This is a genomic window from Flavobacterium anhuiense (assembly GCF_050990855.1).
GTDB lineage: Bacteria > Bacteroidota > Bacteroidia > Flavobacteriales > Flavobacteriaceae > Flavobacterium > Flavobacterium anhuiense_C.
Map to the genome: position 1 here is coordinate 4430995 of NZ_CP158861.1, position 22734 is coordinate 4453728.

Genomic DNA, 22734 nt, shown 5'->3' on the forward strand with positions numbered 1-22734 from the left:
ATGACTTTAGCAACTCAGATTGTCTGGCTATTTGTTCTTGCAATTCCAATTGCCTGTATTAGCTGGACAGTAACGCACGAAGAAATTTTTAGAGAACCTCATGAATGGTGTGTGAGACATTCCAAAAATGACAGATACATTTTATCTAGAAAGTTCTTTTATCTTCTTACTTGTGAATATTGCTTCAGTCATTATGTTACAATTGCCTTTCTGATTATATGCGATTATAAACTTTTGTTAAATGATTGGAGAGGTTATATTTTGGCAGGGTTTTCTCTAGTTTTTATGGCAAACGTCTATATGAGCCTTTTTGCACTATTACGCCAAGCGATTAAAAAAGAAAAGGTAGAAATAGAGAAAATTGAAAGTGAAACTGACAGCGTAGACAGTAAAAATTAAAATAACAAATAAAAAAGTAAGTATAATTAAATAAAATTGACATCATGGAGAATTTGAATTTTATAGACCCATTATTACACGGAATCAAACCTGAAAGTAAACCGTTAAATCTGTCAGTAAAACAAATGGTATGTGCTGGTGTTGGTGTTCTTTTGGCATCAGCAGTTTTAAAGAAAACCGGACATCAAAAAGCAAGCGCTGTTGTTGGGGGGCTTGCATTGCCACTTTTAGCTTCGGCTTGCTATAAAAAATACAGTCAAGTGAGTAAAGATAAAATTGATGCTAAATCAAGCAGCGGTATCGAGTACAATCACTAATCGATAATAACCTATCATAAAAAAAAGATCGCTTATATTAAAATAAGCGATCTTTTTTTATGATAAAATGGAGTTACGAGATATTTCCTTCAACCCAATTTAATGCCTTATTAAAATCTATTTTTTTATAACCACGAAACTCGCCCGGAACAATATAACTAAAGCCGTTAGTGAAAGAAATAATTTCTTCTGTATCCGTAACAATTGCGGCTCTATTCCATTTTCCTAAATTTTTAAGTCCCAAAAGTCCATCTTCTAACCACGCTCCTGGTGTAAAATTTTTAATGTCAGTATCCAAAACCAATAAAAAATTTATTTCATTGATTTGCTTTACCAAATGCTCAACCGCTGGAGTTACTGTAGTCAAAAAATCTTCTTTTGTTACTTCTGCCAATGCTCTAAAGGCAACAATATTATCTGTGGTATCTATTTGATGTATCATGATTTTATACTTTTTGAGTTAATTTATGAGGTTTTATTTGGAACATTTTTTTAATGTTTAATAGCAACTCAAATATACTCATTATCAATCAGATAACACTTACATTTAACTATTCGTTTATTATATTTTTTTAAGATACTAAGATGCTAAGGTTCTGAGATTCTAAGTTTTTCCTGGTTGATATTTGTAGAGATGCATTGCTGTGCATCTAACGCAAGGTTTTTTCAATTCTTATTTTTCCTAAAATACATTAGACGCACTGCAGTGCGTCTCTACGGATAAATCTTTATGTGTAGAATTTTTACAATTTGTAAAAATGAGCAAAGAGAAAAAAAACTTAGAATCTTAGCACCTTAGTCCCTTAGAATCTTAAGAAAAAAAAGCCTGCATCTACTCGAAACAGGCTTTTTGAAAAAAATAAAAAATAAACTAACACACAAACTTAATTGTATCCTTGGTTTTGTTCAAATTCTTTAGTCACATCGATTGTGGACTGCGGAATTGGGAATACTCTTCTATAAGGTTCTGAAGCTGGTTTTGCCGTACCTGGAAGATCAAATTTCCCGAAACGGATCATTTGCGGTCTTCTGTACAATTCCCAGTATAATTCGAAACCAATTTCATTATATAAAATCGTTTGATCTATTGAAGTCAGAGCTTTTCCTGGTGTGCTTCCGTATAAAGATTCTCTGTTTCTGCTTGTACGCAATTTGTTTAAATCTTCCATTGCTAGACCAGTATTTCCTTTTCTGAAATAAGCTTCAGCTCTCATCGTGTACATTCCTCCTAGACGGAATAAAGGAATGTCAACATTACTATTTCCGTTACCTCCTTCTGGATCAAATTCATATTTAAAAATACGTGCTCCTTGATTGATTTCATTTTGGGCAAAAACAGCCTGAGCTGGATTCTTGAAAGTTAAAGAAGGCGTAAAATCCATTCTTGTAGTTGTACTCTTTTCCATTACTAATGGCGAAACTTTTATACGTCCGTTAACCATTTCTAATGAACCCGAAGACAATAAGATTGGTCCGTATTGTGGTCCATACTGAATTCCTCTGTTAAAGTGAAACCAAGGCAAGTTGGCGCTTTTTGGTACAATATCTGTTGCAGGAACACTAATATCTGTTCCATCATTTTTAAACCAAGTTCCGTCTGAATACTGGTATTTTTGTTGGAATCTTGGATCATCGTGATTTCCATCCCATGTTGCAAAAAACTCAGGTGTTGTACATGCAGCATTTGTTCCTCTATTAGCTGCAGAAGTTCTTTGATTACGCTCCATACATACATAAGCAAAGCTGTTTGAACCATTTCTGATGTAATCGATCTTTTGAGAAATAGCAAAAATCAATTCTTTTCCTTTCTCATTATCTCTTGCAAAGTTTTTGAAATAATCGCTTTCTAAGGAATATTTACCAGAATTAATCAGCAATGAAGTATAATAAATTACACGATCCATATCTGTTCCTGTACCCGTTGCAGCTGCTTCATTAAAATTGAAAGCTGAAGCTGTATTGAAACGATCTTTAAAAACAGCACGGTTTAAGTACATAGTTGCTAAGAATCCGTAGGCTGCTTCTCTTGTAAATCTTCCATGGTGCGTTTGCTGTGTTCCCATTTCTGCCAAATCTGGAAGTAAAGCTTCAACATCAGCAATTAATTTATCAATTTGCGTATCGGCTTTTAAAATCTGCAAAGGCGCATTTGGGTTCATTGGATCTCTGTATGGCGCTTGTCCGTACAAATCTAAAGTCGTGTATAAATAATACGCTAAAAGTCCTTTCGCTTCCGCTAAAAACAATTTCTTCTCTGGAATTGAACTTTCTTCAACTGATTGGATTGCAGTTAACGAACGCGTAATTCCGTTTGTCAATTTATTCCAGTTATCCACCACAATCGCATTATCCGATTTCCATGTAAACTCATGCATGTCTCTCCATTTTCCGCCATCTCCCCAGTCACTACCACGAGTTGGCAAGATCGCCTCATCTGTTGTGTATTCTTGTAAAGAGAAAACACCTCCATGATCTACAAAAGTCCCGTCTCCCAAACGGTCATAAGCTGCTGCAAGAGCCCCTGCAGGATTTGAAGCATCTTCCCCTAAAACCTCATCCAACACCACTTCGTCAAGGTTTGTACAGCTTGCAAAAAGCCATATAAAAGAAAATATCGCTATTGTTTTTATATTAAAAATTGTATTTGTCTTCATAATAATTATAGTTTTAAAGTTGCTCCAAAACTGAATGTTCTAGAAGTTGGATAACTTGCATAATCGATACCGATAGATTGATTTCCTCCGTTTGATTTCGGACTGTTGATTAACGGATCGTACCCTGTATAATTTGTTATCGTAATTAAGTTCTGACCTGTTACATAAAGCGTTAATCCGTTGATCCAGTTTAGTCCTTTTAAGTCAAAATTGTAACCGATACGAGCTGTATTCAATCTTATAAAATCTGATTTTTCTAAGAATAAAGTAGACAAGATTGGTGAGTTTGCTGCATTTGCTCCAGACTCATAATAACCTGTTGCTACGTTACGATCTGATGCCAAGTTGTTTATATTTAAGGCATTCAAACCTGTATTATTCAATAAATAACCGCCTGTTTGTCCGATGATAGAGAACGAAAACGTAAAGTTTTTATATCTCATATCACTGTTAAATCCGTAGTAGAAAGTTGGCAACGCTCCTTCAATAATAATTCTATCGCTATTATCAATTACACCGTCTCCGTTTTGATCTTTAAAGATATTGGCTCCGTTTGCATCAAAACCAATGTGCTGCAATAAGTAGAATGAACCAGCAGCATAACCGCTTTTGTAAATATTAGCATTTACACCAGATTGTCCAGGTCCTGAAATGGTTCCTGTCAAAATTTCTGATACCGGAAGATCTTCAATTTTATTGTTTAAAGTCGCGCCGTTCATATCAATGTTCCAAGTAAAGTTTTTAGTGTCAACTAATTTTGACCCCAGCATAAACTCGATACCTTTATTGATGATTTTACCGTCAATATTGGTCCAGATTGTAGTCGTTGGACTCAAAGCTTGAGAAGGAACATTCAAAATTGCATCTGTAGTCGTTTTATTGAAATAATCTAATGTCCCGTACAATTTATCATTCCATAAATTAAAATCTAAACCTACGTTATACTGCGTTACAACTTCCCATTTCAAATCAGGATTTGGCGTTCTGTTTACAGAAACTCCGTTCACTAAATTTAAGTCGTCGTATAAATAATATCCATCCGCTCCAGACAATGAATAACTTGCCTGCGTGATTTTATTTTCTACTTCTTGGTTTCCTGTTTGTCCCCAGCTTGCTCTTAGTTTTAAATTGTTTAAAGTAGAAGACTCTTTCAAGAAACTTTCGTTAGCAATATTCCATCCTAAAGCAAAAGATGGGAAATAACCGTATTTATTGTTTTTACCAAAACGAGTCGATCCGTCACCTCTCATAGAAGCCGTTACCAAATATCTGTTGTCAAAACTATAATTCAACCTTCCAAAATAAGACTGCAATTCGTTTTCTTGTGCGTAACCCGTTGTTCCAGATTGTGTTCCTTTGAAACCAGGATTGATTGATGGCGGAACTCCTTCGCCTTGATTCGAGATTCCGTCAATACTGAAACTTGTTCCTGATCTTTCAAATTTTTGGTAAGAGAAACCAGCCAAAGCTTCGATTTTATGCTTATCTAAATTTAAATTGTATGTCAAATAATGCTCAACTAGAGAGTTTTTAGAATCTAAATTATTCTGAACATATTTCCCTTTCGGATTCAAATCTGTCAAGTTTGGAAAAATAGTCGTGTTTCTTTCTGCCATAGAACGGTCAATACCAATGTTTAATTTGTATTCTAATCCGTCAATAATTCTTAAAGAAGCTTCTAAATTTCCTAAAACTCTCAATGTTCTCGTTTGATCTTGGTAAATGCTCAACAAATATGCTGGGTTGTAATGAGCATTCATGTTGAAGTTCGTGTAATTTCCATTCGCATCAAAAACAGAACGCGTTGGATTTGCCATTAAAGTATGAACAATCAATTGTCCGTTAGAACCACCATCATCACTTGTTGGAACTCCGTCATCTTTCGTTTCACTAGCCGTAAGATTCATTTTTACTTTCAAACGTTTGTTGTCCAAAAATGATTCTGCTGCATTAATTCTTCCTGAAAGACGTTTAAAATTACTGTTGCGAACCACACCTTCCTGATCCATTTGCGCGATAGAAGCATAGTAATTTCCAGAGTCTGTTTGTTTAGAAAAAGAAAGCGAATTATTTGTCGTAATAGCAGTTCTGTAAATCACATCTTGCCAATCTGTATTTCCACCATGATCAAAGGCTTTGTCAGTAATTGCATTTCGGTACTCTCCTGCACTTAAAACATCCAACTTATTAGCCACAGTTGCAACTCCTGTGTATGTATCAAAAGTTAATGTTCCCTCGCCTTTAGAACCTTTTTTAGTTGTTACCAAAACTACACCATTAGATCCTCTTGCTCCATAAATGGCAGAAGCCGATGCATCTTTTAAAACGGTAATCGATTCGATATCGCTTGTATTCAAAAAGTTTAATGGATTTTTAGCAGAAGAGCTTCCAAAACCTACGTTGCTTCCAGAAGGGCTTACATCATCATTTGACAACGGAACACCATCTACAACGAACAAAGGTGTACTTCCGCTTCTGATAGATCCAACTCCACGAATGGTTACGTTTACTCCTGCTCCTGGCTCACCGCTTGTATTTACAACACGTACACCAGCCACTTTTCCTTGCATTAAATTATCTACAGAAACGTTTACACCTTGCTTGAAGTTTGCGGCTTCCAATTGCGTAACCGCACCTGTAACGTCTTTTTTAGATTGTTTTCCGTAACCTACAACCAAAACTTCGTTTAACTCCGCTGTATTTGGCTCCAATTGAACTGTCATAAAACCAGTTTGCACGGCAACTGTTTTGGTTTTATAACCCATATAAGAAATGTCTAATGTTTTTCCTTCGCCTACTGTAATTTCAAATTCTCCATCAAAATTAGTAACGGTAGAATTTGAAGAACTTGTTTCAGATACTGTTGCTCCAGGAATAGGCACTTTAAATTCGTCCACCACTTTTCCTTTTACTTTAATTCTGTCTACTGCTTTTGTGTTTGCCGCTTTTGGCGCAGCGGTTTTCTGAATTAAAATCAGTTTTCCATTAATATTATAATTGAAATTTGCTTTTTGAGAAAGGTCATTCAAAATCGCAGTAATAGACTCATTGCTATAATTTACTGTATAAGCCGTATTATCAGCAATTACAGCTTGTCCGTAACTGAATTTGTAATCGGTTTTTTGTGTCAATTTTGAAAAAATAGAAACCAGAGTAGCTTTTTCTATTTTATTTGCTACTTTTGATTCCTTAAAATTAGTTTTACTGTAGCCACTTTGAAAGGCAAGTAAAGCCAGGACTAAAAAGACAAAACTCTTTAGATTTAAATAAGAAGGTTTAAAATACATGATTTAAGTAATTGTTTTTACGATGCTTAATTATTAATGGCAGTTGTTCCCGCAACTGCTTTTTTTGTTTTTAATCCACTTTAACTATTTCGCCATAGACTTTGAATTTTAGGTTTGTGATATAATTTATTTGTTCCAAAACATTTTCTAATGTCGCGTCCTTCTTAATGAATACCGTTAACGGCGTTGCTAATACGTGTTCGTTGTTATACTGAAATGAAACTCCGTATTTATATTGTAAAATGGCAATAACCTGTTTTAAAGTAGTTTGGTCAAGCGTTACATCTTGATTGTACCAATTCACCAAAAATGCTTTGTCTGCCATTTGTTTGGTTAGCTTTTGAGATTCAAATAAAGCTTCTTGATTAGGCACTAAATCTACACTCTGTCCTTTCCCAGAAACATTTACTTTTCCCGTTACCACAATTACTTTACAGTTAGATTTTGATAATTGAATGTGAAATGAGGTTCCCACAACTCGAGTCTGAATTTCTCCAGAATGAATGATAAACGGATGCTGTTTATCTTTGGCAACTTCAAAAAACGCGTTTCCTTTTAGTAAAGAAACCGTTCTTTGATCGCCTTCAAATTTTTCAGGATACTGAAATGATGAGTTTGCTGCCAGATAAATTTTCGAACCGTCACTTAATTGGATAGATTGGGGGATCGATGACGTCTTAAATGTGATTTGTTTTTGGTTTAAAACATTTGGTCTCAAGAAAAATCCTAAACCAAGCAGAAAAAGAATGCTGGCAGCAGCCATATATTTTAAATAAGGATTGAAAGATCTCTTCTTTCCTATTCTTAATTGAATTTCGTCGTAGATATTTTGAGATTCGATTTCTGGATTTCCCATAAGATCATTATCCCACTTTGAGTTTTGATATTCGCCAAAAGCAAAATCATTTAATAAATTTTCTTCTGCTGATGAAGTTTTTCCTCGCGAACTTTTATCTAGCAAATAGTCTAAACTATGTTTGATTCTTTTTATCATAATACTTATTGTTATAGATAAGTACTAGAAACTCGAAATCGTACTATCGTCGAATATTATGAAAACATCAAGCGAAAGTTATCTTAAAATTTATGATTTAAAATAATGAATGGAGCCAGCCAAGCCAAGTCTTTTAAGCCTTCGCGAAGTTGTTTTACAGCCGATGAAATCTGATTTTTTACCGTTTGTTTTGAAATTCCAAGTTCGTCTGCAATCTGATCGATTGTCATGTCTTGAAATTTATACATTAATAAAACCTCTTTTCTTTTTTCTGGAAGTTTATCTAATGCAGCATAAAGCAGATCCATAATTTCGGGATCTATAGTCGAAAAATTGTCTATAATGTAGTCTTCAAATTTTTCTTCTAAAATAGTCTTATCAAAACGATTGTTCTGATAATGTTTGAAAACCTGATTTTTAACTGCACGAAATAAAAAGGGTTCGATGGCATTAATATTCAGTTCTTCTTTTCTTTCCCATAAATCCACAAAAACATCCTGAACAATGTTCTGCGCCAAGTCTTTGTCCTGAGTCATCGTATAAGAAAACGCATTGAGCTTTTTCCAATATTGGTTATACGTTTTTTCAAAAATTTCAGGATTATTCATACGACAATTACAGGCTTTTTAATATCGTAAAATAATAAAATGAAAAGCCAATCTTTTTTGCGTCAAGGTTATCTTTAAATTAATAAATAAACACTTTTGCTGTAGAAATACTACTTTTTTAAAGCCACAGCACAAATGACTTTGCGATTTCTTTTTTTTAATCTAACACAAAAACCGCAATCCCATTTTAACTTAGTCCCTTTCAAAAATGCAATTTTCTCTTGATGCGTCCCCAGTCAACAGTATCAATTACATTTTTAGAATTATGAAACAATTTTTGTTTACTTTATTATTCGCTGGAGCTTTAAATATCAATGCTCAGGCGCAGAACGACAATCTGAAAATTAACCAGCTTCAGGTTATCGGATCTCATAACAGTTATCGCCATGCGATCGAAACTGATTTATACAATCTAATACAAGCCAGAGACACCACTCGTTCTCTTAAAGGCTTGCAATACACTCATATCAGTATTACCGACCAATTAAACAAAGGTTTACGCAATCTGGAAATCGATATTTTTACTGACGCGAAAGGTGGAAAATATGCTCATCCAAAAGGTTTGGATGTCGCTAAATCTAAAGAAGCCTACGATCCAAACGGATTAATGAAAAAACCTGGATTTAAGGTTTTCCACATGCCAGATATCGATTTTAGAACTTCTGTTTATACGTTCGAAAGCTGTCTTCAGGAATTAAAAAAATGGTCGGATGCTAATCCCGGACACGTTCCTGTTTTTATCACTTTAGAACCAAAAGACGGCGATGCGAATTTCTTCGGAACAAAACCAGAAGATTTTACCGCGGCAGTTTTTGACGAAATGGATAAAGTAATCCGTAAAGAATTAGGAAAAGACAAACTGATTACGCCAGATATGGTTCGCGGAAAATACAAAACACTCGAAGAAGCAGTTTTAAATAATAATTGGCCAACTTTAAAAGAAGCCAAAGGACGATTTTTATTCTTATTAGATAATAACGGCGCAAAAAGAGATTTGTACGCATTGAATCACCCGTCCCTTAAGGGACGCGCCGTTTTTATTAACGCCGAACCAGGAAAACCAGAAGCTGCAGCTTTATTTAGAAATAATGCAGAAGATCCAACAATTGAAGATTTAGTAAAAAAAGGCTATATCATAAGAACCAGAGCCGATTCTGATACCAAAGAAGCACGCGCCAATGATTACACACATTTTGAATTGGCTAAAAAATCAGGTGCGCAAATCATCACAACCGATTATTATCTGCCAAGCACATTCTTCAATTCTCCGTACCAAATTAAGTACGATGACGGAAGTTATGTTCGAAATAATCCTGTAACTGCGCCTTAAATTTCTATGTGTTTTTTAACCGCAAAGCACGCAAGGATTTTTACCTAGGATTACGCATATAAACGCAAAGTTCGCAAAGCTAAATGATAAAGCTTTGCGAACTTGCTTTTGAATTGCTCGCAAAGACGCAGAGTCGCAAAGTTTTTTATATTCTTTGCGACTCTGCGCCTTTGCGAGATTAAAAAATCTCCGCGAACTCTGCGTAACCTTACTTATTAATCGCTCGCAAAGTTTTATATATTCTTTGCGACTTTCCGCCTTTACGAGATTTAAAAAAACTTTGCGTTCTTTGCGCAATTCTTAGCACTCTTTGCGGTTAATCTCTCCTGTCTTCAAATCAACAGTAAAATGATCTGCTGGAACTTCATGCATGAATTTATTAAAGATAATCAAGAACAACTTCATTCGTTTTTGAAACGGAGTATCTTTTGAAAGATCAGCTTTAGTTCCTTCTAAAAACAACTCAGATAAAACTTTATACTGTTTTGCTCGTTCAACTCCAACATCAGCAAGAGCCAATTCGTCTGCGCTTCTGAAACGGTAAAAATCAATTAAAAGATCATTTCCTGTCCAATTGAAATGGGATTCTTTTAGTTTGTTTTTAGCTAAAGTCTGTTCTGATTTCGTTACCGCTTCTTTCCATTCTTTTTGAAACTGCTCTTTATTTTTCAAAATAAAATCAAAATCCTTATCTGATTTGATATTCGCTAAAACCAATAAATCTTTAGCCGAAACATTCAATAGAAAATTAGCAAAATCTGAAGGCCAATCGTCTTTTAAGAAACGAAGGCGTACCAATTCTTTCAAATGAAAATCGGTAAAATCGTGGTAGTTTTTAGTCTTTAAAATATCGATATTCCAAATATCTTTCGCATTCTGACTTTCCAAAAACTGATATTCCATTTTATACATATCAAAAAGCTCATTGTATCTCGGAACCACATCAATTGTAATAGTCTGAATATCGACAACATTATCTTTCTTTAAAGTCAGTAATTTATAAGCTGGAATATATGCTGCAAGCGACGGTGTTTGCACATTTACTAAAGTATTCCCTTTTGGCGAAGTTCTAACTCCTGTATCGTTAATATGCATGTGGCCTCCAAAATGAATCTTCAATCCAGCATCGGCAAAAACCTGCGCCACTTCTTCAACTGGAACTCGATTCAACTGCCATTTGTTTGGACCAAGCAGCTCTTTTATTTCCGCGGAAGCGTCATCATTAAAATCAATCATCGGAAAATGGCTAAAAGCTACCAGAGTTTTACCTTGTTTTTTGGCTTGCGCCGAAATGTCTTTAACCCATTCAATCAAATGTTTTTTGTTTGAAAGCACATTATTATATCCCGTACTGGCTTCAGAATAACTTTTCGAATCTTTTGGATCACCATTCGTTTTCTTCGGAATATAAACGTTTCCGTCAATTGCCATTAACCAAAGTCCGTCAACTGGTTCTACAACATAACTAACGTCTGGAACTTCGTAACCCGGTGCAACTTCGTATACACGATTAGCCAATTTTGCACTTTCTAAAGCTTTATCAAACGAATAATTTTCACTAGAATAATCCGAAAAAGGTGTTGCCCAAAATTTATATTTTTTGTTTGGATGAAAACCAAAATCTTTCAAATTATCGGTAATTCCTAAATAACCCATTTTAGCAATATCGGCGGTAACAACTACAGGCTGTTCGATGGTGAAATTTGGCGCATACATGCCGTCTTTGCTAAAAATGGGTTGACTTTTACCTTCTTTCCCTAAAAAATCTTCTTTTCCAGATTCTTGTGCAAAAGGTCCAACTGGATCGTGATTTCCTGTGGTAATGAAGAATTCTATACTGTATTTTTTTGAATATTGCTCTAAAATTTTAGCTAATCCGCGAATGTGAATGGGCTGTCCATCATCCGTGTAATCGCCTGGAAGCGCTACGTATTTGATCTTTCGTTTTGCGATATCTTCTAAAGCCGCAAGGAAAGCAAAATAGTTTTCATTGAAAATTCGAGTAGAATGCAATTGCGATGACATGGTTCGCACCAAAACATATTGATTCGTTTTCGGATTCAGAACGCCTTTATAATCAGAATCTGAAAATCCGCCAAATAAGTCTTGCAAATGAACATCAGATAAAAATGCGATTTGTGTCCCGTTCAAATTCTTTGTTTTCTGCGCCGAAACGAAACTATTAAAAACAGCAAAAAGGGACACTATAAAAAGTGAAGTAAATTTTAATTTCATAGGTTTTTAACTTTAATAAATTGGGGACGCTTTATTAGAAGTTTTGCAATTTTTAATCGACAGCAATTTTATCACTTTAATCCTAGAATCAGTTTATGATAGTGTTATGGAATAATAATGTTTTGTAATTTTGAATATATAGCTAACCTAGAAAAGTAATAAATTGGAAAAATTGACAGAATACCAATCTTTAATTGATCATTTGCAAGCTCGTGTAGCCTTTTCTGACGAAGAGCTTAATCAATTTATATCTGAGTTTAAAATCACCAAAATAAAAAAGAGACAGTTTATTGTGCAGCCTGATTTTATTGCAAAATATAGAAGTTATGTCGTAAAAGGCGCTTTAAGGGCTTATGTGGTAGGCGATGACGGACAGGAACATACTATTGCATTTGCCATTGAAGATTGGTGGATCTCGGACTACAATAGCTACATTTATCAAAAGCCTGCGACTATGTTTGTTGTAGCGCTTGAAGATTCAGTTCTTTTACAAATCGATTTTGATGCTGAAACGAAATTAAAGAAAGCCAATCCTAAATTTGAAACCTTTTTCCGCATAACGGCAGAACGAACTGCTGCCTCTTTTCAGCGAAGAATTATTATGAATCTTACTTCTTCTGCCGAAGAACGTTTCGAAAGTTTTAATGCCGAATTTCCTTTGGTTGTAAAACGAGTGCCACAATATACTCTAGCTTCTTATTTAGGAATGACAACTGAATTTTTATCTAAAATACGAAACAAAAAATTGAAGGAATAAAGTTGAACTACTTCAACCTTTTTCCATAATCTACTTCATTTTTAATCTGCCACAACCGCCAGAACTTTGTAAAAAATCTTAATACAAAGAAAATGGGAACAAATAAAAATACGGCTTTAGTAGTTGGAGCAAACGGAGTAATTGGCACTAATCTTATTGATTATCTTTTATCTACAAAAAAATGGAATGTGATTGGGCTGTCACGAAAAGGAGGAACAGATTGCGAGAATTTAAAATTCATTTCTGTTGATTTACTTGATATAGAAAGCTGTAAAAAGCAATTATCTGAACTAAAAAATATCACCCATATTTATTATACTGCTTATCAAAATCGTCCAACTTGGTCGGAACTTGTTGAACCCAATATGAAAATGCTTCAAAATGTAGTGGAAACAATTGAACCAATTGCTACAAATCTTCAGCATATCAGTTTAATGCAAGGTTATAAAGTTTATGGCGCACACCTTGGCCCCTTTAAAACTCCAGCTAAAGAAACTGATGCCAGCCACATGCCTCCAGAATTTAATACTTCGCAACAACACTATTTAGAGAAAAAACAAGAAGTAAAAAATTGGACTTGGAGTGCGATTCGTCCGTCAGTAGTTGGCGGAACAGCTTTGGGAAACCCAATGAATCTAGCTCTTTTAATTGCTGTTTACGCCTCAATTTCAAAAGAATTACATATTCCGCTTCGATTTCCTGGAAAACTTGGAGCATACGATAAATTAATGGAAATGACCGATGCCGGATTATTGGCTAAAGCTACTGTTTGGGCTGCTACAAATCCTAAATGTGCTAATCAGGCCTTTAATATTACAAATGGCGATTTATTTAGATGGGAAGAACTTTGGCCAAAAATTGCGAATTACTTCGAGATTCCTGTTGCGCAACCGCTTCCAATGCAATTAAAATCTGTGATGGCAGATAAAGATATTGTTTGGAAAAATATACAGGAAAAATATAATTTAGAAAAACACAATTACGAGAAATTAGCAGTTTGGGAATTTGGAGATTTTGTCTTTTCTTGGGATTATGATTTTTTCTCAGATGGAACCAAAGCACGACGTTTAGGTTTTCATGAATTTGTAGATACCGACGAAATGTTTTTTAAACTATTCGACCAATTTCGATTAAATAAAGTTATACCTTGAAATATTAATAAAACCTTGATAAAAGCTTTGTCAAAATTAAAACTTTGACAAAGCTTTTATCAATTAAAAACCAAGCTTTTCACTTAATTCTTCATAAGAATTAAAAAGCTCCGCTCCTTCTTCTTCTAGATCTTCATTATTAAAACCATTTGCAAAACCGTACACTTTAAATCCGCCGCTCACTCCTGCTTTTACGCCCGCTTTGCTATCTTCGATCACAACGCAATCTTTTACTTCAAACCCCATTTCTTTTGCAGCATGCAGAAATATTCCAGGATCTGGTTTCCAGCTTCCAATTTGATACGAACTAAACATCCTATTTTCGAATTTATCCAATAATCCAGCAACTTCAAGATTAAGGCGAATTTTCTTCATAGGTCCGCTAGACGCTACACAATACGGAATTTTTAATTTTGATATAAAATTCTCAATTCCTTTCATTGGTTTTACCTGCGTTTTAAAAGCTTCAAAACTCTTCTCGCGGTATTGCATTTCAAAATCTTCAGGCAGTTTCTGATCGATTGCTTCTTCGATATAACGGAAACAATCTTTTAAATTTCGACCGTTAAAATAACGGTACGCGTCTTCCAATTCCATTTCGAATCCGTGTTCTTGGGCCATCGCCAGCAAAATTCCGTTACCGATTTTTTCTGTGTCGACCAAAACTCCGTCACAATCGAAAATAATACATTTAACCATTTCTATTGATTTTCATTTAATTACAAATCTCATCCATTTAAAAAGGCAAGAAATGAAAATTACGAAAAAATAATCTATTCTATAATTCAAACTTTACTTTCTCATTTTCAATATTTTGTACGGAATTACACTTATTCTGTATTTTCAATTCCGATTTGATTTGTACTTTTATACTTCTATCAAACCTAATTTTTAAAATATAAAATAAAGAATTTTGAAAAAACATCTTTTTATCATAACCATTCTGACAGCCAATTTTACTGCTTTTTCTCAGAATAAAATCATTACGGTTACCAACAATTTAAAAATCGATCGCGAATTTGAAACAATCGAATTAACGAAAAAATCACTCGGATTGGCTGCAAATGCTAAACTCGAAGATTATGCAATAAAAAATGGAAACACCTTTCTTGAAACCCAAACTGTAGACAATGATGGTGACGGAAATGCAGATGTTTTATTGTTTCAGCCTAAAATTAAGGCTTCATCAAAACAAGATTTTGAAGTTGTAAATGGAACAAATCCTACCGCTTCAAAAGTTGTGAGCTGTTATTCGCGATTTGTCCCAGAGCGTACAGACGATTATGCTTGGGAAAACAATAAAGTCGCTTTTAGAACGTATGGTCCTGTGGCTCAAAAAATGGTGGAAGATCAAATTCCAGGCGGAACATTGACAAGCGGAATCGATGCTTGGCTTAAAAAAGTTGAATATCCGATTATTAATAAATGGTACGAAAAAACAATTAACGGAACAGGAAGTTACCACAAAGATACAGGAGAAGGTTTGGATAATTTTCAAGTTGGCGACAGTCGTGGCATAGGCGGAATTGCTGTAAATGTTGATGGAAAATATTATTTTTCAAAAAATTTCATCAGCTGGAAAACGATTACAACTGGCCCAATCCGAACAAGTTTCATTTTAACTTATGCCGATTGGGATGCTAAAGGAAATAAAATAACCGAATCGAAATTAATCAGTTTGGATTACGGAAGTCAGCTTTCACGTTTTGAAATCAACATTACAGGCACCAAAACTATTGCCGCAGGTTTAACGCTTCACGACAAAAAAGGAACTATTGGAACCAACTTAAAAGAAGGCTGGTTGAACTATTGGGAACCTATAGATGATTCGGAAATCGGCATGGGCTTAGTTGTTCCAAATGGTTCATTAGCTAGTTTTGACAATCATGTTACCAATGAAAAAGAACTAAGCAACTTGTATGGAAATATTGCTGTAAAAAACAACAAAGCCATTTATTATGCTGGTTTTGGTTGGAAAAAAGGAAGTCCGTTTCAAACCAAACAAGAATGGGAAAAGTATTTGAGTTCTTTTGCCGAGAAGATTAATAATCCTTTGATTGTGAAGGTTAAGAAGTAATGGTTTTGCCGCTGAGGCCTTAAAGCACAAAGATTTTTTTTAAGCTTTATTTTTTAGTCTCGCAAAGTCGCCGAGACGCAAAGTTTTTTTGTTTCACGCAGATTTAGCAGATAAAACAGAGTTACTCTCATTTTTGTCATTTCGACGAAGGAGAAATCACAATAGAAATTCCTTGAAAGATTTTCAATCTTTGTCTGTATACGAGTGCGATTTCTCCTTTCAGTCGAAATGACAAAATTGCTATAAAACTTAGCCAATGGTTTCAACCTTTGGAACGCAACGTACATCACAATACGTTTCCCAAGGTTGAAACCTTGGGCTATGTTCGCATTGTATGTCTTAAAAAACTTTGCGTCTCTGCGACTTTGCGAGAAAAAAAACCTTTGTGCCTTAGCGCCTTAGTGGCAAAAAAAATCATCGCTTAGCCGGAAAATAATTCTCTTTCAAAATAATCTCCAACGGAATATAATTCGTTCGCTCTGTTTCTTCTTGGAGAACCAGTTTTTTATATAAATAATTAATTCCCATATACCCTTGATCTTCGGGCCTTTGGTTGATTAAGAAGTCAATAACACCTTTGTTTAGATATTCAATATTTTCTTTCAGTAAATCAAAACCAATAATTCGAACGCCTTTTATATTGTTTTTTTCTAAAAATTCAGCGACAATATAAGCTCTCGAATTCGGTACAAAAACACTATTTACACCAGAAAACATTTCCAAATTCAGCTGATCGATTCCGGAATCTTTTAAGGTAAATTCTGAAAACGTGAAATTCGTCAACTCATCATGATCTTCAAAATACGAATAAAAACCTTTTATGCGCTGCTGATACACAGATGTACTTTCAATCTCTCTTGTAATTTTAAAAATTAAAACTTGCCTCTCGTTTTTTACAGCAAAACTAATTAACCTTCCTGCCAAATAACCGCTCTGAAAAGCATCTTGGCCAACATAAGCATGTTCGTTTTCTTCAGCAATATTCGAATCGATCATTACAATTGGAATCTTCTTCTTTTCATATTCCTTTAAAAACTGAACCGAATCTTCATAGAAAATTGGAGCAAACAAAAGTCCGTCACAATCAAAAGCTAACACTTTTTGTGCAGATTCTTTAAACGATGCCAGATTATAATCGTAGAAAAAATAATCCAAAACAATTCCGAATTTACTGAATTCCAAAGCTGCTTTTTCAATTCCTTCTGCCTGACTTTTCCAATACTCCAAAGTTTCCGATTTCGGAAGAAAAACCGCAAAATGAAATTTTTTGTTTAAAGCCAGATTACTCGCCAAAATATTTCGGGTGTAACCAAACTCTTCAATTATCGCATTGACCTTATCAACGGTTTCTTGCGCTACTTGTCCGCGTTTGTGTATAATCCTATCAACAGTTCCTGCAGAAACATTAGCTAGTTCGGCAATTTTTTTTATTGTTATGATATTGATTCTTTTTAAGTTAAAAAAATAAAAGCAGTTGGGTAAAATTAATTTATTTTATCAAAAATAAGTTGTTTTACATCACATTTTGCATACATTTGTAAAATACCGTGTACGCACACGCAAATATACACATAACAACATCAAACCAAAATAAAACGTATTAAATGATATTAGATTCCTTACATAACGCGGCAAAATACTACGGTCTGCATCCAAATTTCAAGAAAGCTTTTGATTATGTGAACCAAAATGACATTGCAAATCTTGAAGAAGGCGCTTTCGAAATTGGCGAAGGTTTAAAATTAATTGTAATTGTTGGAGAAGGAAATACAAAAGAAGAAGCTGTAAAAGGATTTGAATGCCATGATAAAAACATCGACATTCAAATTTCTATTAAAGGTCCTGAAACTTTTGCTTGGAAACCAAGAGAAAAATGTGTGAATCCGAATGGCGATTACAGTGACGAAAGAGATGTTCGTTTCTTCCACGATGCGCCAGATACATTTTTTGAAATGCAAGAAAAACAATTTGCAATCTTGTTTCCAGAAGATGTTCATACTGCAATGATTGGCGAAGGAACTTTGAAAAAAATCGTTATTAAAGTAAAAATATAAGTCATGAGCACTATTCAAAATTCAATTGATATTATTATAAAACAAGGAATGCTTCCGTTGTATTTCAATGCAGACGAAAGCAAAAGCATTGCTTTACTAAAAACATTATATAATGTCGGAATTAGAGCAGTTGAATATACAAGCCGTGGTCCAGAAGCACTTTCTAATTTCAAAAAAATGATTGAAGTAAGAAATGCTGAAATGCCAGGAATGCTTTTAGGTATTGGAACGATCAAGAATTTAGCGCAAGCAGAAACCTATTATTTAGCTGGAGCCGATTTTTTTATCAGTCCGGGTTTTGTTCCTGAAATCGCTTCGTTTTTAATTGCTAAAGAAGTACTGTATGCTCCGGGTTGTATGACTCCAACTGAAATTATTGCTGCCGAAAATGCTGGAGTAAAATTCATCAAACTTTTCCCGGGAAACATTTTGGGTCCAGATTTTATGAGCGGAATTAGAGATGTTTTTCCTAACTTAATTTTTATGCCTACAGGCGGTGTCGACACAACAAGACAAAGTATTGAAACTTGGTTTAAGGCTGGTGTTTCTGCCGTCGGAATGGGAAGCAAACTTATCAGTAAAGAAGTAATGGAATACGAAGCTTACGAGACAATCGAAAAAGAAACAAAGAGAGTTTTAGATCTAATTGCAACAATTAAAGGTTAAGAAGAAAAAAAATAATCAATTATAAAATTACATGAATTCAATATTCAATCTAGAAGGAAAAATTGCTCTAATAACAGGAGGTGCGGGAGTTTTAGGAAGCAATTTTGCAAATGTATTAGCAAAACAAGGTGTTATTGTCGGAATTGTTTCTCAGTCACTTGAAAAAGCAGAAAGCACTGTAAAAGCGCTTGAGGCAAACGGCGGAAAAGGTTTTGCTGTTCAAGCCAATGTTTTGGTAAAAGAAGAATTAGAAAAGATTAAAGATTTGATCGTTGAAAAATACGGACGTCTTGATATTCTGATTAATGCAGCGGGCGGAAATATGCCAGGCGCAACAATTCAGCCAGATCAAGCGATTTATGACATGAAAAGCGATGACTTGCAAAAAGTAATCGACTTGAACATTATAGGAACCATGCTTCCAACTCAGGTTTTTGCTGAACTTTTTGCAAAACAGAAATCAGGAAATATCATCAACATTTCTTCTGCATCGGCTCAAAGACCTTTAACAAGAGTGGTGGGGTATTCTGCTTCAAAAGCGGCAATTGATAACTTCACACAATGGATGGCGGTTGAACTGGCTCAAAAATATGGTGAAGGAATTCGTGTAAATGCTATTTCTCCAGGCTTTTTTATCGGAGAACAAAACCGTGCTTTATTGCTCACTCCAGAGGGAAAACTAACTCCAAGAGGAGAAAAAATCATCGACCATACACCAATGGGAAGATTTGGAACACCAGAAGATATCGATGGTGCACTTTTATTTTTATGCAGCGACATGTCAAAATTCGTGACTGGAATAACATTAAAAGTAGATGGTGGCTTTGCTGCTACAAGTATTTAACGTACGCTTCTCCTGCAAGGTTTTCAAAACCCTGTAGGTTTCAACTTAAGACAATTACTAATTAACAATACCTACAAGGTTTTGAAAACTTTGCAGGAATAAAAAATATAAAAATGGAACAAACATTAAGATGGTTCGGACCAAATGATCCTGTTTCTTTACAAGATATTAAACAAACCGGAGCAACGGGGATTGTAACGGCTTTACACCACATTCCAAACGGGCAAGTTTGGAGCATTGATGAAATCATCAAAAGAAAAGTTGAAATCGAACACGAAGATGGAGATCCTAAAAAAGGAGCTTCTGGATTAGTTTGGTCAGTTGTAGAAAGTATTCCAGTTCACGAAGACATTAAAAAACAGACAGGAAATTATCTTCAATACATTGAAAACTATAAAGAAAGCATCCGCAATTTAGCTTTATGCGGCATCAAATGCGTTTGTTATAATTTCATGCCTGTTTTAGATTGGTCAAGAACTGATTTGTCTTATACGGTTGAAGATGGTTCAAAAGCTTTGCGTTTTGATATTAATGCTTTTGCTGCTTTTGAATTGTTTATTCTAAAAAGACCAGGCGCAGAAAAAGAATATTCGTTAGAACAAATTCAGAAGGCCAGAGATCATTTCGATACTTTGACCGAAGAAGATAAAATTAAATTACAGCGAAATATTTTGGCTGGACTTCCAGGGGCTGAAGAAGCATATACGGTTGAAGATTTCTTAGTAACATTAAGCGCTTACAATCATATTGACAGACAAGCTTTGAAGAATAATCTTTTTCACTTTTTAAAAGAAATTATTCCCGTTGCTGAGAGCAAAGGTGTTTTAATGGCAATTCATCCAGACGATCCGCCTTATCCAATTTTAGGTTTGCCTAGAGTAGTAAGCACAGAAGAAGATTTGATCGAATTAATGAACGCTGCTCCTTCTCCATCAAACGGATTTACTATGTGTACCGGGTCTTACGGTGTTCGCGCCGATAATGACTTGCCAGGAATTGTAAGACGTCATGGCGATAAAATGAATTTCATTCACTTAAGAAGCACGCAACGCGACGAGGAAGGAAGTTTCTATGAAGCCAATCACTTAGAAGGCGATGTTGATATGTACGAAGTTGTAAAAGCAATTTTGGAAGTGGAGAAAAGAAACAACAGCAAATTACCAATGCGTCCAGATCACGGACACCAAATGTTGGATGATTTGAAGAAAAAAACAAATCCGGGTTATTCTGCTATCGGCCGTTTAAGAGGTCTTGCAGAACTACGCGGACTTGAGCTTGGAATCAAACGATCTTTATAGTGGGGGTTTTGGCGCTAAGGCACTAGGACACAAAGTTATTCTTTAAGCTTTTGTTTTTTAGTCTCGCAAAGTCGCTGAGACGCAAAGTTTTTAAGTTCTGTTTGTCATCCTGACGAAGGAAGGATCTCCATAAGTAACTCGACAAAGATTGTCAATTCTGTTTGCGGAGCTACTTGTGGAGATTCCTCGTTCCTCGGAATGACAAAAAATACGCGTGATCTACTAGAGAAAAAACTTCGTGCCTCAGTGCCTTCGTGGCAAAAACCTCAAAAAAACTAACTAACCACAACAACCACAAAACCATGATTCGCCAAACCATTCTTATATCCTGCGGTCTTTTCATGAATACTTTACTGGCGCAGGAATTACCTAAAATTACTACTTCAAAAACCAATTATCTTCCCGATTTTAGTTATGCAGGCTATCATTTCGGCGAAAGCCAAATTCCTAAAGCAAATGGAAAAATCATTAATGCAACTGATTTTGGAGTAAAAGCCAATGATAATCTAGACGATTCAAAAGCACTTTTAAAAGCCTTTAAAGCAGCCAATGCCGTTGAAGGAAATGTAATTCTACAATTGCCTGCTGGGCGAATTATTCTAAGCGATATTTTATACATTGAACGAAGCAATTTTGTTCTTCGAGGCACTGGTTCTAATGAAAACGGAACCGAAATCTATTGTCCAAGACCGATGATGTATCTTAAAGATTCTCCTGTTTTGGCTGAACTTCGAGAATATTTGACCACTTTCGACAAAAGACAACGCGAAACCGAAAATAATATTGATCTTCCATTCTCGCAATATGCGTGGTCTGGCGGTTTTATTTGGACTCAAGTTCGAGGCGAACGTGTGAAATCATATTTGGATAAATATGAACCGGAATCGAATCCATTGGCGAAAGTCAGTTCAGGGAAAATGGGTGAACATGTTATTACCGTTTCAGATATAAAAAATTTGAAAGTTGGCGATGTTGTCGAATTGCAGTTGTTTAATAAAGACGGTGAAAATGGCGAAATCATAAAAGATTTATATCAAGGCGCCAAAGTAAAACCGGGTTCCCATCATTGGAAATTTCCAAAACTTCCGATTGTGAGACAGCAAGTTGAAATCAATAAAATTTCGGGTTCAAAAATCACTTTAAAAACACCTTTAACTATTTCGATAAAACCAAGTTATCAAGCGCAATTGGTAGAATGGAAACATTTAACCGAAGTCGGAATCGAACATCTTCGTTTTACTTTTCCTGATATTCCAAGAGTTGCGCATCACGTTGAACCTGGAAATAATGGGATTTTCTTAACTCGTCTTTTCAATAGTTGGGTAAAAGATGTCAAAATCACCAATGCTGATAGTGGAATTTTGGCGGAAGAAGTAGCTAATACTACAATCGAAGATATTACCACAGATGGCCCGCATTTAGCACATTATACCGTAACTTTAGGCGGCGTACATAATATTTTGGTTAAGAATCTGAAAATCTATAATTCAGCCGTTCATCCGTTAAGCTTCAACACTTTTGCTACTAAAAATGTATATCAAAACTGTGAGATATTTACAGATCCAGTTTTAGATCAGCATTCGGGAGCGAATCATCAAAACTTATTTGATAATATTACCGTTCATTTAAAAGCGGATAAAAACAATAGCTACGCTTTATTTGGCGGTGGCGGAGCCGATTACTGGAAACCTTCACACGGACCTTTTAGTACGTTTTGGAATTTAAACGTTCAAGTTGAAAATCCAGATGCCTCAAAACCTGTTTTATTGTATGGCATGAAAGACGGCGCTTTAGCCAGAATTATTGGTGTTCACGGAAATACAAAATTTGAAATCAAATACGACATTGATCCTTATATTGAATTTTTGAATACGCCGATAGAAAAGATTCCTTCATTGTATGATTATCAGCTGATAAGGCGATTGAAATAATCTCGCAAAGTCGCTAAGACGCGAAGTTTTTCTCATTTTTGTCATTTCGACGAAGGAGAAATCTCCGTGAGAAGCTCTACAAAGATTGGCTTATTGCAGCGGAGTTACTTGCGGAGATTTCTCCTTCGTCGA

General features: G+C 35.1%; 19 protein-coding genes. 11 read left to right on the forward strand and 8 right to left on the reverse strand.

Translation table 11 applies throughout. The features are described 5' to 3' along the window. Together ABTV69_RS19270 and ABTV69_RS19275 are read left to right on the forward strand one after the other, a co-directional pair. The gene (locus tag ABTV69_RS19270; RefSeq protein ID WP_433831682.1) at positions 1-399 is read left to right on the forward strand and encodes a hypothetical protein; all 399 of its coding nucleotides are present in this window, start codon (positions 1-3) and stop codon (positions 397-399) included. 44 nt (positions 400-443) lie between these two features. Beyond that, positions 444-716 (forward strand): PrgI family protein, encoded by a 273-nt coding sequence (locus tag ABTV69_RS19275; protein ID WP_433831684.1) that lies wholly within the window; start codon positions 444-446, stop codon positions 714-716. Between the two features lie 73 nt (positions 717-789). Here the strand turns inward: ABTV69_RS19275 and ABTV69_RS19280 are convergent, their stop codons facing one another. The 5 genes from ABTV69_RS19280 to ABTV69_RS19300 all read right to left on the reverse strand — a co-directional run bounded on the left by ABTV69_RS19280 (position 790) and on the right by ABTV69_RS19300 (position 8259). After that, complete coding sequence (locus tag ABTV69_RS19280) at positions 790-1158, reverse strand: STAS/SEC14 domain-containing protein (RefSeq protein WP_433831686.1); 369 nt, start codon at positions 1156-1158, stop codon at positions 790-792. 442 nt (positions 1159-1600) lie between these two features. After that, positions 1601-3370 (reverse strand): RagB/SusD family nutrient uptake outer membrane protein, encoded by a 1770-nt coding sequence (locus ABTV69_RS19285; protein WP_433831688.1) that lies wholly within the window; start codon positions 3368-3370, stop codon positions 1601-1603. 5 nt (positions 3371-3375) lie between these two features. Next, entirely contained in the window at positions 3376-6657 is a 3282-nt protein-coding gene (locus tag ABTV69_RS19290) for a SusC/RagA family TonB-linked outer membrane protein (RefSeq protein ID WP_433831690.1), read from the reverse strand. Positions 6658-6727: 70 nt separating this feature from the next. Beyond that, positions 6728-7651: a FecR family protein gene (locus tag ABTV69_RS19295; protein ID WP_433831692.1), complete on the reverse strand. Its 924-nt coding sequence runs from the start codon at positions 7649-7651 to the stop codon at positions 6728-6730. 83 nt (positions 7652-7734) lie between these two features. Continuing rightward, positions 7735-8259, reverse strand: a complete 525-nt coding sequence (locus ABTV69_RS19300; RefSeq protein ID WP_433831694.1) for an RNA polymerase sigma-70 factor — start codon at positions 8257-8259, stop codon at positions 7735-7737. Positions 8260-8524: 265 nt separating this feature from the next. Here ABTV69_RS19300 and ABTV69_RS19305 point away from each other — a divergent pair, with 265 nt between their 5' ends. Continuing rightward, positions 8525-9589 carry a phosphatidylinositol-specific phospholipase C1-like protein gene (locus tag ABTV69_RS19305; protein WP_433831696.1) on the forward strand — a complete coding sequence of 355 codons (1065 nt, stop codon included), beginning with the start codon at positions 8525-8527 and terminating at the stop codon, positions 9587-9589. Positions 9590-9889: 300 nt separating this feature from the next. Here the strand turns inward: ABTV69_RS19305 and ABTV69_RS19310 are convergent, their stop codons facing one another. Next, positions 9890-11824: a metallophosphoesterase family protein gene (locus ABTV69_RS19310; protein ID WP_433831698.1), complete on the reverse strand. Its 1935-nt coding sequence runs from the start codon at positions 11822-11824 to the stop codon at positions 9890-9892. Positions 11825-11987: 163 nt separating this feature from the next. Between ABTV69_RS19310 and ABTV69_RS19315 the strand changes: the two genes are divergently transcribed. Both ABTV69_RS19315 and ABTV69_RS19320 read left to right on the forward strand, forming a co-directional pair. Then, positions 11988-12581 carry a Crp/Fnr family transcriptional regulator gene (locus ABTV69_RS19315; RefSeq protein WP_433831700.1) on the forward strand — a complete coding sequence of 198 codons (594 nt, stop codon included), beginning with the start codon at positions 11988-11990 and terminating at the stop codon, positions 12579-12581. Positions 12582-12673: 92 nt separating this feature from the next. After that, the gene (locus ABTV69_RS19320) at positions 12674-13732 is read left to right on the forward strand and encodes an SDR family oxidoreductase (protein ID WP_433831702.1); all 1059 of its coding nucleotides are present in this window, start codon (positions 12674-12676) and stop codon (positions 13730-13732) included. Positions 13733-13795: 63 nt separating this feature from the next. On the opposite strand, the gene ABTV69_RS19325 is transcribed toward ABTV69_RS19320, so the two are convergent. Then, complete coding sequence (locus tag ABTV69_RS19325; RefSeq protein WP_433831704.1) at positions 13796-14431, reverse strand: HAD family hydrolase; 636 nt, start codon at positions 14429-14431, stop codon at positions 13796-13798. Positions 14432-14645: 214 nt separating this feature from the next. Between ABTV69_RS19325 and ABTV69_RS19330 the strand changes: the two genes are divergently transcribed. Next, the gene (locus tag ABTV69_RS19330; RefSeq protein ID WP_433831706.1) at positions 14646-15809 is read left to right on the forward strand and encodes a DUF4861 family protein; all 1164 of its coding nucleotides are present in this window, start codon (positions 14646-14648) and stop codon (positions 15807-15809) included. Positions 15810-16223: 414 nt separating this feature from the next. On the opposite strand, the gene ABTV69_RS19335 is transcribed toward ABTV69_RS19330, so the two are convergent. Then, on the reverse strand, positions 16224-17294 hold the full coding sequence (locus ABTV69_RS19335) for a substrate-binding domain-containing protein (RefSeq protein WP_433836730.1): 1071 nt from the start codon (positions 17292-17294) through the stop codon (positions 16224-16226). A 119-nt stretch (positions 17295-17413) separates the two neighbouring features. On the opposite strand from ABTV69_RS19335, the gene ABTV69_RS19340 reads away from it, so the two are divergent. From ABTV69_RS19340 to ABTV69_RS19360, 5 genes are all read left to right on the forward strand, one after another. Continuing rightward, positions 17414-17863, forward strand: a complete 450-nt coding sequence (locus ABTV69_RS19340) for a YhcH/YjgK/YiaL family protein (RefSeq protein ID WP_433831708.1) — start codon at positions 17414-17416, stop codon at positions 17861-17863. 3 nt (positions 17864-17866) lie between these two features. Continuing rightward, a complete protein-coding gene (locus tag ABTV69_RS19345; RefSeq protein ID WP_433831710.1) occupies positions 17867-18529 on the forward strand; it encodes a bifunctional 4-hydroxy-2-oxoglutarate aldolase/2-dehydro-3-deoxy-phosphogluconate aldolase in 663 nt (220 codons plus the stop codon). A gap of 31 nt (positions 18530-18560) precedes the next feature. After that, positions 18561-19373: an SDR family oxidoreductase gene (locus ABTV69_RS19350; protein ID WP_433831712.1), complete on the forward strand. Its 813-nt coding sequence runs from the start codon at positions 18561-18563 to the stop codon at positions 19371-19373. Between the two features lie 113 nt (positions 19374-19486). Beyond that, positions 19487-20671, forward strand: coding sequence for a mannonate dehydratase (gene uxuA, locus ABTV69_RS19355; RefSeq protein ID WP_433831714.1), 1185 nt, complete (start codon positions 19487-19489; stop codon positions 20669-20671). A 302-nt stretch (positions 20672-20973) separates the two neighbouring features. Beyond that, a complete protein-coding gene (locus ABTV69_RS19360; RefSeq protein WP_433831716.1) occupies positions 20974-22602 on the forward strand; it encodes a hypothetical protein in 1629 nt (542 codons plus the stop codon). Positions 22603-22734 lie beyond the last annotated feature (132 nt).